Annotated in this window: 14 protein-coding genes and 2 pseudogenes; 9 read left to right on the top strand and 7 right to left on the bottom strand. The window is 53.2% G+C overall.

What is annotated here, in order from left to right; all coding sequences use genetic code 11:
• Window positions 1–181 precede the first annotated feature (181 nt).
• Together HO274_RS13430 and HO274_RS00360 are read left to right on the top strand one after the other, a co-directional pair.
• Window positions 182–608: pseudogene (locus HO274_RS13430) on the top strand (Na+/H+ antiporter NhaA).
• Window positions 602–775, top strand: a complete 174-nt coding sequence (locus HO274_RS00360) for a Na+/H+ antiporter NhaA (RefSeq protein ID WP_273120506.1) — start codon at window positions 602–604, stop codon at window positions 773–775. Before HO274_RS13430 ends, HO274_RS00360 begins: the two are co-directional and overlap by 7 nt.
• A gap of 235 nt (window positions 776–1,010) precedes the next feature.
• Here the strand turns inward: HO274_RS00360 and HO274_RS00355 are convergent, their stop codons facing one another.
• Window positions 1,011–1,178 (bottom strand): hypothetical protein, encoded by a 168-nt coding sequence (locus tag HO274_RS00355; protein ID WP_273120505.1) that lies wholly within the window; start codon window positions 1,176–1,178, stop codon window positions 1,011–1,013.
• A gap of 334 nt (window positions 1,179–1,512) precedes the next feature.
• On the opposite strand from HO274_RS00355, the gene HO274_RS00350 reads away from it, so the two are divergent.
• A complete protein-coding gene (locus HO274_RS00350; RefSeq protein ID WP_273120504.1) occupies window positions 1,513–2,808 on the top strand; it encodes an IS701 family transposase in 1,296 nt (431 codons plus the stop codon).
• A gap of 137 nt (window positions 2,809–2,945) precedes the next feature.
• Here the strand turns inward: HO274_RS00350 and trbL are convergent, their stop codons facing one another.
• The gene (gene trbL, locus HO274_RS00345; protein ID WP_273120503.1) at window positions 2,946–4,763 is read right to left on the bottom strand and encodes a P-type conjugative transfer protein TrbL; all 1,818 of its coding nucleotides are present in this window, start codon (window positions 4,761–4,763) and stop codon (window positions 2,946–2,948) included.
• 75 nt (window positions 4,764–4,838) lie between these two features.
• Here trbL and tnpA point away from each other — a divergent pair, with 75 nt between their 5' ends.
• Together tnpA and HO274_RS00335 are read left to right on the top strand one after the other, a co-directional pair.
• Window positions 4,839–5,246 carry an IS200/IS605 family transposase gene (tnpA, locus tag HO274_RS00340; RefSeq protein ID WP_031598455.1) on the top strand — a complete coding sequence of 136 codons (408 nt, stop codon included), beginning with the start codon at window positions 4,839–4,841 and terminating at the stop codon, window positions 5,244–5,246.
• Entirely contained in the window at window positions 5,243–6,769 is a 1,527-nt protein-coding gene (locus HO274_RS00335) for a transposase (RefSeq protein WP_273120501.1), read from the top strand. The genes tnpA and HO274_RS00335 overlap by 4 nt, the downstream gene beginning before the upstream one ends.
• Here the strand turns inward: HO274_RS00335 and HO274_RS13425 are convergent.
• The 3 genes and pseudogenes from HO274_RS13425 to radC all read right to left on the bottom strand — a co-directional run bounded on the left by HO274_RS13425 (window position 6,766) and on the right by radC (window position 8,061).
• Window positions 6,766–6,963 (bottom strand): DNA topoisomerase, encoded by a 198-nt coding sequence (locus HO274_RS13425; protein WP_420537417.1) that lies wholly within the window; start codon window positions 6,961–6,963, stop codon window positions 6,766–6,768. The genes HO274_RS00335 and HO274_RS13425 overlap by 4 nt on opposite strands.
• Before the next feature lie 129 nt (window positions 6,964–7,092).
• Window positions 7,093–7,335: pseudogene (locus HO274_RS13420) on the bottom strand (DNA topoisomerase 3); the annotation flags it as partial.
• 240 nt (window positions 7,336–7,575) lie between these two features.
• A complete protein-coding gene (gene radC / locus HO274_RS00325) occupies window positions 7,576–8,061 on the bottom strand; it encodes a RadC family protein (protein ID WP_273120496.1) in 486 nt (161 codons plus the stop codon).
• Between the two features lie 135 nt (window positions 8,062–8,196).
• Here radC and HO274_RS00320 point away from each other — a divergent pair, with 135 nt between their 5' ends.
• From HO274_RS00320 to HO274_RS00305, 4 genes are all read left to right on the top strand, one after another.
• Window positions 8,197–10,023: an IS1634 family transposase gene (locus tag HO274_RS00320; protein ID WP_273120494.1), complete on the top strand. Its 1,827-nt coding sequence runs from the start codon at window positions 8,197–8,199 to the stop codon at window positions 10,021–10,023.
• 140 nt (window positions 10,024–10,163) lie between these two features.
• A complete protein-coding gene (locus HO274_RS00315) occupies window positions 10,164–10,394 on the top strand; it encodes a hypothetical protein (protein WP_273120492.1) in 231 nt (76 codons plus the stop codon).
• Window positions 10,395–10,541: 147 nt separating this feature from the next.
• Window positions 10,542–10,832 carry a nucleotidyltransferase family protein gene (locus HO274_RS00310; RefSeq protein WP_031599510.1) on the top strand — a complete coding sequence of 97 codons (291 nt, stop codon included), beginning with the start codon at window positions 10,542–10,544 and terminating at the stop codon, window positions 10,830–10,832.
• A complete protein-coding gene (locus HO274_RS00305; RefSeq protein ID WP_031599509.1) occupies window positions 10,829–11,212 on the top strand; it encodes a HepT-like ribonuclease domain-containing protein in 384 nt (127 codons plus the stop codon). Before HO274_RS00310 ends, HO274_RS00305 begins: the two co-directional genes overlap by 4 nt.
• 131 nt (window positions 11,213–11,343) lie before the next feature.
• Here HO274_RS00305 and HO274_RS00300 read toward each other — a convergent pair whose 3' ends face one another.
• Entirely contained in the window at window positions 11,344–11,529 is a 186-nt protein-coding gene (locus tag HO274_RS00300) for a hypothetical protein (protein WP_273120489.1), read from the bottom strand.
• Entirely contained in the window at window positions 11,529–11,870 is a 342-nt protein-coding gene (locus HO274_RS00295; RefSeq protein WP_031599569.1) for a TrbC/VirB2 family type IV secretion system protein, read from the bottom strand. The genes HO274_RS00300 and HO274_RS00295 overlap by 1 nt, the downstream gene beginning before the upstream one ends.
• Window positions 11,871–12,214 lie beyond the last annotated feature (344 nt).

The raw sequence follows: 12,214 nt of genomic DNA, 5'->3' as shown, positions 1-12,214 counted from the left end.
GTTTGGCGACACCATGTTAAGAATTTGTTAAGAATCAGGTTCTAATCCGCTGAATACAAACAGAACTACCCCTGTCTCTCTGAAGAGACAATCCCCAAAATCAAAGTTCATGACCCTTTTTACAGAAGCGATCAATGACCTATACTGACCCATTCATACGGCTCTGTCGTACCCAAAACCCATGACGAACATTCAAATAATGCTTTCCAGAACCTTCAACAATTTTTTCGAATCTGAAAAATCGAGCGGTATTTTCCTGATTTTCTGGACCCTTGCGTCATTTGCCTTGGCCAATTCATCCCTGGAACATGACTGTCTGAATTTTTGGTATATCACTATCGCTGGCCTGACCATGGAACACTGGGTGAACGACGGGTCGATGGCATTTTTTTCTGTGTGCGGGTCTGGAGTTTGAGCGCGAACTTTATAACGGTGAACTTTCAAACCCAAAAAATGCGCTGTTACCGATAGCGGCTGCACTCGGCGGAATCAGTGTCCCGGCATTGATTCATTTCATGCTGAACACAGGAACCCCGACTCAAGCTGGAACCGGCATACCGATGGCGACAGACATCGCCTTTGCCTTGGGTGCGCTGGCCCCATGCTAGGCAGTCGGGTGCCGGCGTCACTGAAGATATTCCTGACGGCACTCGCCGTGATCGACGATCTTGGCGCGATAATCGTGATTGCCCTGTTTTATACTGCGCAGTTTTCCTTGACCTATTTGGTCAGTGCGCTGGGCGGCGTATTTATTCTACTCCTCGTTCTTACTTAACTGGGTATTCAAGGTCGTGTCGATGCCGCTCTACCTGGGCGGAACTTTGATATGGTTTTTATGTTCAAATCCGGTGTTGATACCACCATTTCCGGGGTCCTGCTCGATCTCAGGTGAAAGTTTTCCTATAACGAACATGAATTCAGGTAACATTTTTCGGTAAGCGGCCGCTCAGATTCCCCGAGCCAGATTTTTTCGCCAGACGCGCTCAAGTGACTTTCCCCTCAATGACCGTTCAGGCCGAACTCCAGTCCGTAGGTTGACGCGCCAAACGTCCGCTCAACTCAGATACCTGCCTTTGAACCCATGACAGTTCATCCGGCAGCAATGAGGCGGTAGCCGTCTGTGGAATCGCAAAGGCCAATGGCCGCAGAGGGCACAGAACGGCCCACCACTTGCGCATATTACCTTCTCAATAGCCGTTGTTCATAGTCTAATGAAATTAGATTGGAGCAAGATGCCGGAAAAGCCGCAGAGTTGTAGGTTGCAAAATATTGACGAGTTACAGATCAACTTCAGATATCGGAAATTTCGTGTCGTAACTGAACTTTAGACATTCGCGGGTTTTTCCAAATACCGAAGGCACCCATCTGCGCGATAAATATTTTCAAAAAAAATGCAAAAAACACTTGACATGAAATCCGGTTTGCGAGGTCGCTGCGCTACCCGCTCGGGGTTGTTTTTGAAGCGGGTAGCGCAGCGACCAATGAAGGGTTTTCAACCCCTGATCCCTCTTCATGTCGCTCACCTCCTCGGTCTGTCTGCTGCTCTCGGAATGGATTTCCTTTCTTTTGGCCGCCGTTCCACCCCGTTCCCGCCGAACCTTTGTCGAACTTCTGATCGGTTGCATGCTCAACCCGGAAGGCTGGGTCACTCGTGCCATCGGTGCCATTCGCCGCGAGGCGCACTGGACCACCTACTACAAACTGATCGAGCGGGCGAATGTCTCGGTCGCCGACTTGTCCATTCAATTGCTGCAATTGACGCAAAGAGTTTTTCCAAACGAACTGGTCAACCTGATCATCGACGATACGCTGGTTCCTCGTTGCGCGAAGAAGGGACCGGGGATCAGCGTCAAACACGATCACAGCCACAAGGCCAACCGGCCCACCTTTTTGAACAGTCAAGGTTGGGTCACACTGGCCCTGGTGGTGCGGGTCCGATTGGGTTCGGCGCTGACCATCCCAATTCGTTCCTGGTTGGTCGAAGAATCCGGCCAACGCGGCAAACTCTGGGTGGCTCGGCAGTTGATCGAGTCGGTCAGAGGGAATGTCAGGGAAGCGCGTCTGCTGATCGATGCCTGGTTCATGCGCAAGAGTTTGATTCTACCCTTGCTCGAACAGAGGGTACGCATCATTGGTCAGGTGCGACGGGATACGGCACTCTACCTGCCTCCGGAACCAGAACCGAAACGCCGGGGGCCGAAACGAAAATACGGGCAGCGGCTCGATGCAGCCATGCTGGATACATTGCCAGCGCAGGAAATGAATCTGATGCTGTACGGCAAACTGCAACGGGTCCGGCTGCGCTCGGCCATCACCGTGGCGCGATTCCTGAAGGGGGTGCCCGTGCGGGCGGTGTGGTGCGAGATGCGTCAGGACGACAATACCTGGTCGCGTCCGCGCCTGATTCTGGCCACCGAGACGGAATTGTCGGCTCAGGCCGTGGTGGAAATCTACGCCGAACGCTGGGGTATCGAGCCTTTGTTCCACAACCTGAAGCGATGGTGGGGGGTGGCGAACCTGTGGCAACAATCGAAGGGGGCTCTGGAACTGTGGATGCAGATTCGTTCCACGGCCTATGCACTGACCCAATTGCTCGCCCTGAAACTGTGGGAATCCTTCCCGCTGATGGAAATCGCGCCCTGGCGCAAGGGAGCAATGATCACGGCGGGACTTTTCGGTCAGTGGATGCGCATCCAATTTATCGGACTTCCCGTACGCCATGCCTCACCTTGTGCGCACAGCGACAACCCGAAGTCGGGGAATTTCGTGATGCCTTTCCCCACTCAGGATCAACGATTGCAGTGCTGAGGCGCGCAACCCCCTGTCCATCATTGTCGAATCGCCCTGTTTTTGTGTTTTCTCCACCTCACCACCATGGAAAATCCTGGGTGGCTGGGAGAGGCAAATGTCTAAAGTTCAGGTGTCGTAAATAATGTCGGGGGAAATTATTCCGAATGCCCGAGCCGAATCTGAATACCGCCACTCCCTCCTTCATGTCTGGCGATTCCGTCTTGGGACTGCCCGAGTGATTCCATCCCGGCTTGCATTAAGGATGGATTCTGCCCAGAACTTGACCCCGCCCCAGCGCTGGTTCCCGACCCAAGCGAATCCATGTTCCCGGTGGACGGGGCTCCTGATCCACCCGGAGCACCCCCGCCAGAAATCGACGAAGAGTGAGATCCTGATGAAGCCTGTGCTCCAAGTTTTGCCAAGGTTTCGGCTCCACCAGACCCGAAATTACTGACACCGGCAACATCTTTTCCTCCGCTTGCCACAAGACTGGCCAACTTGCCGAGATTACTGGCTCCACCAGTGGCAAGTCCCGCGCCCAACATTGCCCCACCGGCCAATCCGCCTGCAGCGGCGGCTGCCCCACCCATCATTCCGCCCAGACTCATGCTGGGAGAACCGTTGAGCATCGAGCCTGCAAGACCAGGCACCATGATCCCCATGGCCCCATAGATCAGTGCAGCAGCACCGACCTGTATGACTGTTTCCGGCGTAAAAGTCCCGAGTTGTGTCACCCAGGTAGTGGCCAGATTCTGTCCCAAGCCAACGATCAAGTATAGAACGAAGAGTTTGATCCCGACGCTGACTGCATATCCGAGATACTTTTCAGCGAATACCTGGGTCCACTTGCTCCCGTTAAACCCCAGTAGCAAGGCCCCGCCACCGATAATGATGTAGCTCTCGATATTGGTGATCAGAATTTGCAGGGCCAGCAACCCATAAGCGATGATGGCAAAAACCGATCCAAGCAGGGTTGCCAAAGCTCCGGCAAATGTCTGGCCGATTCCCATTGCAGCCGATGCATTCCCAAAAGCGGTCCAGATTGCTCCAGAGACGGTCATGCCCTGTTCAAAGACTCCCGAGGGATCAAGTGTTACAACTGGGGGAATTCCTCCCCCTCCCGATGCGCCAACGATTTGCCCGGCCTGGGCAAAACTGTTGATGATCATGGGGATCCAGGTGGGGGCCAATCCAAGGAGCATATAAAAGAACAGGATCGAAATCATTTTGAGAGCAAAACTCGCGATAAAGTCCGATAGATCATTTTTTTTCAGGACCCAGTGAATCCCGGTCCATGCGATCTCGATACCCGCCAGCCCGACGAACAGATTCTGGGCCAGCGACAGAGACGCCGACATCCACCCGGCCGACGAACTCTGCACCATATTCTGGATTCCGGTGAGTACATTGGATGCAGCCGCCTGGGCCTCCACCGTAGTTCCGGACAGTAAAATCCCCGACAATGTGGCCTTGGTTATATTTTTAGCGCGCATCCCATTTACTCCCAAGTTTAGAGTCTCTGAAAGCCGTCGAACGGTTTGAATTTGTCCACCCATGAAATCGGCCATGGTGGCGCGCGAGGCCGCGATATCGGCCAAGGAATCCTCCTGCAGGGCAGTGGTCCCGGGGTCGGTTATCTCCGGGGCCATGAAAAGCCGCACGTACGATTCACAAATCAGGCTGAAGACATTTCTGGCATTCTGGGAAAGAACCGAATTTTCTGAAAGTTGTCCCGTGTGAATTATGCCGTGGTGTGCCTCCACCTTACTGGTGTCCCAAGCCACATGGGTTCGTGTAAGGTCTATGGCTTCATGACCCTCAAATCCGATGGCGGCCATGACACTCTCTGCCTTGTCACGCAATTCCATGGGCAGATAGGGGCAATCAGTACGAGGATAGGTAGCCAGTTTCGCTTCATAGAGTTCTTGAGCTGCTTCAACCCATCTCCGCGAGAATCCCCTCGCTTTAGCCATGGGGAGGAAAGCGGGAAGTTGGTTTTGACTTAGATTTGTCTTGCGTTATATATCTAGTATCTGTATAATTAGTACATGAACGATTACACTATAAAATACAAGAGCAACCTGAACGTAGTTTACTCCTGTAAGTACCAGGTTATTTGGTGTCCTAAGTATCGGCGTTCGGTTTTAGTGAAGGGCGTTGACGTTCGTCTGAAAGAAATTATACAAGACGTTGCTACTGAGTATAAATGTGAAATATTGGAACTTGAGGTTATGCCGGATCATGTACATTTACTGGTAGAGGTTGACCCCCAGTTCGGAATACACCGGCTGATTAAGTTGATGAAGGGCAGGTCATCCAAATTGATACGTGAAGAGTTTAAGTGGATAAAGTCGCGGCTACCGACCTTGTGGACGAATAGTTACTTTGTATCGACGATAGGCGGCGCACCGCTTGAGGTGGTTAAACAATATATCGAGCAGCAAAAGCACAAATGAAACGCACCGCCACGCCCACCTTTGTTCTCAGCATTCCCCTGGTTGTGAAACCCGGTGAAGACCGGATACTGATCGGGCGCATGGAGGCGGGTAGGCGTTTGTACAACGCCATTTTAGGCGAAGCACTACGCCGCCATGGCTTGCTGAAGCAGTCCAAAGACTGGCAGCACACCCGCACCATCGCCGACAAGAAATTGCGCTCCGACGAGTTTAAGCGGCTCTCGAAAGAAGCAGGGTTCACGCCTGCGGCCATCATCACCTTTGCCCGTACCTGCAAAAATGAAGCGGGATGGAAAGACCGGCTTGGTTCTAACGTAACCCAGCGCATCGCGGAGCAGGTGTTCGCAGCCGTGCAGCAATACGCCTTTGGTAAACGCGGTCGCCCACGTTTTAAAGGTGCTTCCCGCCCCCTGCATTCGCTTGAGGCAACCACCAATGCGGCCAACATCATCTGGAAGCCTGAAACGGGCTGTATCGAGTTTGGCGACCTCACGCTACCGGCCTTGCTACCCTCCAAAACACAAGACCCGTATTTGCACCAAGCGCTCACCAATAAGACAAAGTATTGCCGCGTGCTGTGGCGCGTTGTTTCCGGCTCACGCCGCTGGTTTGTGCAACTCATGCAGGAAGGCATCGCCCCGGCAAAGCACGAGCAGGCTTGTGGCGAAATCGTTGGTCTGGACATCGGTCCGAGCACGGTTGCTGTGGTCGGCGACAACTCCGCAGCGCTGGTGAAATTCTGCGATACCGTGGTTCAGCCATGGAAAGAAACCCGCCGCTTGCAACGTGCCATGGACAGGTCTAAGCGAGCCACGAACCCGCTCTGTTTTAACGCGAACGGCACATGGAAAAAAGGCCAGAAGTTCGCGCCGAGCAAACACTACACGGCAATCCGCACTGAGTATGCGGAAGTGGAGCGCAAACTGGCGGCTGAGCGCAAACGCGCCCATGGTGAACTTGCCAACCAGATTCTCGGGCTGGGTAATGTCATCCAGTCCGAAACCCTGTCTTATATCGCCTTCCAGAAGAATTATGGCAAGAGCGTGAAAGTCAGAGCACCCGGAATGTTTGTCGAACAATTGCGTCGCAAGGCTGAAAGTGCTGGCGGCCAGTTGATTGATTTGCACACCTGGTCGCTGAAAATGTCGCAGTACGACCACACCACCGGAGTTTTCACAAAGAAGCCGCTCAGTCAGCGGTGGCATGTGCTGGGGGATGGATCGGGAGTTGTGCAACGGGATGTGTATTCCGCATTCCTCGCACGCTGCGTTATGAGCAACACGCACCACCCATCCCATATCGAAACGATGTGGGCGGCTCAGAAACCTGTGCTGCTGCAAACGGGGTGGCTGCGTTCCGAACCTGCGAAGATCGAGCCTTCAGGCAAAATCACGGTGGTAACACCGTTAGAGCAGGTCGTTTGTAATAGAGGGTTTGCCGCTGGTCATGGCCTGGATGCTGTAGTCGCAAGACGAGAGCCAGGAGACCCCAGCGGGTTCGCCCTTAGAACCCCCTGTCTTTAGACATGGGGAGGTTTAGCCAGCAGGGCAAGTGTCGGGGTCTGCACTCGCCCGACACTCCATGCCCCAGGTAACCCGAGAGATTGAAGATTTCGGCTGATTGCGATGGATTCATTCATCCCGGCAAGCCAGTCTGCATACTGCCGTGCCAAACCGGATTCATAGATCTGACGCAGGGAAGCATTCGGCCTGATCATGGCCAGTGCCCGGCGTATGCTTTCGTCATCAAGGCTGGATAACCACAGGCGCGAGGTTTTTCCATGCCAGCCAAGATAAACCAGTACCTCATCCACCAGCAGTTGGCCTTCCCGGTCCGCATCCCCCGCATGTACGACTTCGCTGGCCTTCGCCAGTAAATCCCGGATGATTCGGATCTGTTTTCCGGCCACTCCCTGACGGGGTGACAGTATCCATTCTCGAGGAATGACGGGTAACTGCCAGGACTGTACCTTTCCTCCCACATACTCTTCTGGTGGGACCAATGCGAGCAAGTGACCATAACACCAGGTAATGACCGTATTATTGGAACACTCAATATATCCTTCGCCCTTGCCAGATTTGCCCACCATGTCGGCAATGGCTTTCGCGACCGAGGGTTTCTCGGCAATAAAGAGACGCATGGCACAGCCCTCCGTGATAGTTACTGATCAGTCTCTGGTCAATGGGCCGGGAGGCTTTCCTATCAGTAGGTAAACCTTGTTCTGTACAGGCTTATCCACAGAAAATGTGGATATCTTTTTGACCGTTGTACAGACTCGGTAGAGAGGGAACAGATGCCCTTTGAGAGGTCATCTGTTCCTGAAAAGTGATCAAAGCAGGCCGTGTTCTGCAAAACTGATGCACTCGGTCCCCGCCACGATAAAATGATCAAGGACCCTGGCATCAATCAGGTCCAAGGATTTCCTCAACGCTTCCGTGAGTCTCTTGTCGGCCTGACTTGGTTCTGCAAGGCCACTTGGATGGTTGTGGGCCAAAATGACCGCCGCCGCATTGTGATGCAATACCCGTTTTACTACCTCTCTGGGGTATACGGAAGTTTGGGCCAGGGTACCCCGAAACAATTCTTCCACGGTGATGACCCCGTGCTGTGCATTCAGAAACACGATACTGAACACTTCATGCTCCAGTCCTGCCATCTTGATCCGCAGAAAATCCCGTACTGCTCCCGGACTGTTCAGAAATGATTCTGCTTTCCGGATTCTCGAAGCCAGAATATCCAGTGCCTTCTGAATGACCCCATCCTCGATTTCTGCCCCATAACCCGCCTTTAACGAAATAAGCGAAAATATCGACAATTTTTCCGAATTAATTTCTATAATGCATTGATTATAAAGTATTTGCGTTTTTTGTTTTTGACGATATCTCTGTGTAGTGCCATAATATTTTGCAATGTTCACTAAAACCCCTTGCTTTTCTGGTAGCATCGTAGAATGTTTATTCGCCAAACCAGAACCAACAACAAAGCCACCGGGGAGTCCTACTTCACCCATCGACTCGTGCGCACGGAGCGCATCGGTGGCAAGGTGCGTCAAGTTACCTTGCTGAATTTGGGGAGGCATTTTCCCATCCGGCAGGAAGACTGGCCTTTGCTGTGTCGGCGTATTGAAGAATTGATTGGTGGTCAGGCCGTCATGATTCAGGACACTGTTCCGGAAGCCATCGAGAAAGCCGCGCAACGCTATGCTGGACGCCTGATTGAGATGCCACAGGATGTAGCAAGCGAATCGGGGGCGGCCACGGATACTCCTGGGCACGATTTCCAGGAGGTGGATATCGGCTCATTGCAATTGATGAAACCGCGTTCGGTCGGCGTCGAGAGTCTGGGGCTATATGCCCTGTCGCAACTCGGCTTTGTCGAGAAACTGAGCGAACTGGGGGTCAATGGTGTCATGCGCGCGGCGATTCTGGGCAATGTAATCGGACGCATGACCAAACCGGCATCGGAGTTGGCGACATGGAACTGGCTGCAACAGCACAGTGCGCTGGGCGAGTTGATCGACTTCGATTTTGAAGCCATGCCACACACACGCCTGTACCACGCTTCTGATGTATTGATGAAGCACCGCCAGGTCATTGAAGACCATATCTTTTCTGCTGTCCAGACGCTTTTTGGTCTGGATGAGACGGTAACCCTGTATGACCTGACCAACACCTATTTTGAGGGTGATGTCGAGGGCAATGAAAAAGCGCAACGGGGGCATTCAAAAGAGAAACGTAGCGACTGCCCTCTGGTGACACTGGGCCTGGTGCTTGATGGCAGCGGCTTTGTGCGCCGCTCCAAAACCTTTGCAGGTAATGTGGCCGAATGCGGCACATTGGAGGTGATCTTGAAGGGTCTGAATGCACCACAAGGCGCATTGGTCATCATGGATCGGGGAATTGCGACTGAAGCCAATGTCGGCTGGCTGATCGAACACGGTTATCGCTATTTGGTAGTCAGTCGTGACAGGGTGAGGAAATTCGACGAAACCCAGGGCATCAGCATTGAAACTGCGGGGGGTGATCCTTTGCGCATCCAGAAAGAGATCAGCGAGGACGGCAAAGAAGTTCGTTTATATTGTCACTCCCTGGGCCGCGAGAAGAAAGAAAGCGCCATGGTCGAGCGCTTTGCCACGGGCTTTGAGGCCGGGTTGAAAAAGATCGTCGAGGGGCTTGCCAAGCCGCGTGGCGAAAAGCGTTATGGCAAGTTGTTGGAGCGCATTGGTCGCCTCAAGGAGAAGAGCCGGGGAGCCGGCCAGCATTACCAAGTCGAACTTATCGCGGATGAATCTGGCAAGTTGGTCACGGGTCTGGCATGGAAAAAGGTGCCGGTGGATGGCACGATGGCGACGCATCCCGGCATCTATTGCCTGCGCAGCAACGAGACCACTTGGGACGAAGAAAAACTGTGGCGTACCTATACGATGCTGACGGATCTGGAGAGCGTATTCCGCAGCCTGAAGAGCGAGTTGGGTTTGTGTCCGGTCTATCATTCGAAAGAGGAGCGCGCAGATGGACATCTCTTCATCACCGTGCTGGCCTATCAGGCCGTACAGGTGCTACGAGCGAAACTGAAGAAAGCAGACATCCGCGACAACTGGGCCAGCCTACGCGAAACGATGAGCGTGCAGCGGCGCGTCACCGCCTCATTCCAACAACGTGATGGGCGCACATTGAATGTGCGAAAATGCACCGTAGCCGAACCAGACTTGATGAAAATTTACAGGGCACTGGGAGTTTCCCCGGCCCCAGGAGGAACGAAAAAACTGATCAGTTAAACCAAAATTACGAGCATGTAGTGCCACTCCGATTTTTTTGTGGTCGTAACAAACTGATAGTTAAAGAAATTAAATTCTCTGCGTTAAACATGGGATAAGGGGGAAGGTCTTCCGTCTGTACCACACATGCGGTTTGGTGAGTGTCGGCCTTTATCTGTCTGGATTTTCTGGTTTTGGTGATTGCGTCCATGCTGTTTCTCCTTGTTGTCGGGTTGTTTCATGCGTTTTGGAGCCGTGTCGCAGAGCGCAAGGAGAAGAAAGCAAGGAGAGAACGGAATGGCCCGAAGTCAAAAAATGGTGCGGCCAGCGCGCAGGGTTACCGAGCACTGCCACGGTTTTTTGATGGAGCCGGAACGGTTGGCTTGAAGTGAATGACGCTTTCGGAACTTGGGAACACACGGCCACTGCATGAAATACAGACACAAAGGGATGGCGCAGATACCGGTTAAAACCGGGAAATTCAGACTGGGCTACAATACGATCTTGAAAATCAATCAGGAAAGATCGCCAGAGGCATCATGAAGCCTTCCTTAGCACTCGCCTCCAATCGGGATGCCATCCGTCGCGTGGTAGCGATGCACCGCGCCAGCAATCCTCGCGTATTCGGCTCTGTTATTCGCGGCGACGATACCGAGGATAGCGATCTGGATATTCTGATTGACCCAACTCCGGAAACTTCACTGTTCGACATAGGGGCTATCCGCCACGAACTGCTCCAACTCCTTGGCGTGCCCGTGGATGTGCTGACGCCGAAAGCGCTGCCCGAAAACTTCCGGGCCACTGTGCTGGCTGAAGCTGTGCCCGTATGAAAAAGCTCGACCAGCAGCGTCTGGCCGACTATCTGGGCCACATTCTGGAAGCGATTGGGCGCATCGACCGCTATACCGAAGACATGAGTGAAGTGGCTTTTCTGGAAGACGAAATGACTCAGGACGCCGTGATCCGAAACTTCGAGATAATCGGTGAGGCCAGTCATAACATCGAGGTGCACTACCCGAAGTTCGCATCAGATCATCCTGAGTTACCCTTGGCATTCGCTTATCAAATGCGCAATGCTGTGTCACACGGGTACTTCAAGGTGGATTTGGAAATTGTCTGGAAAACCCTTCAAAACGATCTTTCCGAACTATACCAACAGGTCCAAGGGGTTCTGGCAGACCTGACGCGCGAGAATAGCGGGCCAACCTAAAATCTTTTCGGGGTCAAAGGGCTGGATTGCGGGGTCCAGGTAGTGGGCGGCGAATCGCCTTGATATTGCGTGGTCATAGCCCACTTGGCCATGTGACCACCGGGAATGCTGGGTTGGCGTTGCTTCGTCGCTCATTGAAAATCTCCATGGATTTTGGTCATCATCTCTGCGAGGTAAGCAGTTTTGCGCAGGGCCACAGCGATTTCTTTCAGGTTATGACCCTGGTCCAGAAGTGGCTGAATGATTACGGTAAGGTCCAGTTCGACCGGAAAGAATTCTTCCGTGCCTGGTTCGTCCTTATTTCCTTGAGTGACCATCAATAGATCAGTGCGCCGGTCAGACCCATGGCTGCAAGGAATTTGTCACCAAGGACAATGAAGGCGACCCCAAGCACCACAAAGAGCGCTTTCTTGGCGATGCCACCCAGTTCTTCCCCGAACACCAGAGCAGCGCCTGCGGCGAGAAAGGCAATGACACTGATTGCGGTGGCCACTGGCCCGGTGAGGTCACTTTGCAACTGGATGATCGCGCTGTCCCAAGGGAGTCCCCCGGCCCCGGTGGCAAACGCATTGGAAATGGTGGCCATAAAAACTGCCCCGGTCATTCCAGCGCGGCGTGCAACTTTGGATCGAATTGCATTCACGATTGATTGGTTCATTTTCGTACCTTCCCTATCAGTAATGGCCCTCGACATGAGGGTCCTATTCAGACTCGGTGGGGATGGAATGTGGGAGGAGAAAATACGGATGTTATGAAGTCGTTGACCTGTACGGTAACGATGGGCTACCATCCGAAGATTACTTCCCCCAATGGTTTCGACTGTCGGGTGCGGGGCCTCTTCGGAGGCTCCCGGCTTTTTTCAGGAGGCGAAAACATGCCTGACCACTCTCACCGCACCATCGTCTACTTTTCTCAGGCGACACTGGTTTCCGCGTCTTCAAGTTTGACCATTCCAACATCCGTGACTGGAACCCCAACCCGCCATTCTGGAGCAGCACGACA

Origin of the sequence: Ferrovum myxofaciens (genome assembly GCF_013181415.1) — a bacterium.
Classification (GTDB): Bacteria; Pseudomonadota; Gammaproteobacteria; order Burkholderiales; family Ferrovaceae; genus Ferrovum; species Ferrovum myxofaciens.
This window is presented reverse-complemented; position numbering and strand designations above follow the sequence as displayed.

Excerpts from the sequence above, each read along its gene's own strand:
- HO274_RS00360 (WP_273120506.1), top strand. The coding sequence starts at position 602 with ATGCTAGGCAGTCGGGTGCCGGCGTCACTGAAGATATTCCTGACGGCA.
- HO274_RS00355 (WP_273120505.1), bottom strand. The coding sequence starts at position 1,178 with ATGCGCAAGTGGTGGGCCGTTCTGTGCCCTCTGCGGCCATTGGCCTTT.
- HO274_RS00350 (WP_273120504.1), top strand. The coding sequence starts at position 1,513 with ATGTCGCTCACCTCCTCGGTCTGTCTGCTGCTCTCGGAATGGATTTCC.
- trbL (WP_273120503.1), bottom strand. The coding sequence starts at position 4,763 with ATGGCTAAAGCGAGGGGATTCTCGCGGAGATGGGTTGAAGCAGCTCAA.
- tnpA (WP_031598455.1), top strand. The coding sequence starts at position 4,839 with ATGAACGATTACACTATAAAATACAAGAGCAACCTGAACGTAGTTTAC.
- HO274_RS00335 (WP_273120501.1), top strand. The coding sequence starts at position 5,243 with ATGAAACGCACCGCCACGCCCACCTTTGTTCTCAGCATTCCCCTGGTT.
- HO274_RS13425 (WP_420537417.1), bottom strand. The coding sequence starts at position 6,963 with ATGATCAGGCCGAATGCTTCCCTGCGTCAGATCTATGAATCCGGTTTG.
- HO274_RS00320 (WP_273120494.1), top strand. The coding sequence starts at position 8,197 with ATGTTTATTCGCCAAACCAGAACCAACAACAAAGCCACCGGGGAGTCC.
- HO274_RS00310 (WP_031599510.1), top strand. The coding sequence starts at position 10,542 with ATGAAGCCTTCCTTAGCACTCGCCTCCAATCGGGATGCCATCCGTCGC.
- HO274_RS00305 (WP_031599509.1), top strand. The coding sequence starts at position 10,829 with ATGAAAAAGCTCGACCAGCAGCGTCTGGCCGACTATCTGGGCCACATT.
- HO274_RS00300 (WP_273120489.1), bottom strand. The coding sequence starts at position 11,529 with ATGGTCACTCAAGGAAATAAGGACGAACCAGGCACGGAAGAATTCTTT.
- HO274_RS00295 (WP_031599569.1), bottom strand. The coding sequence starts at position 11,870 with ATGAACCAATCAATCGTGAATGCAATTCGATCCAAAGTTGCACGCCGC.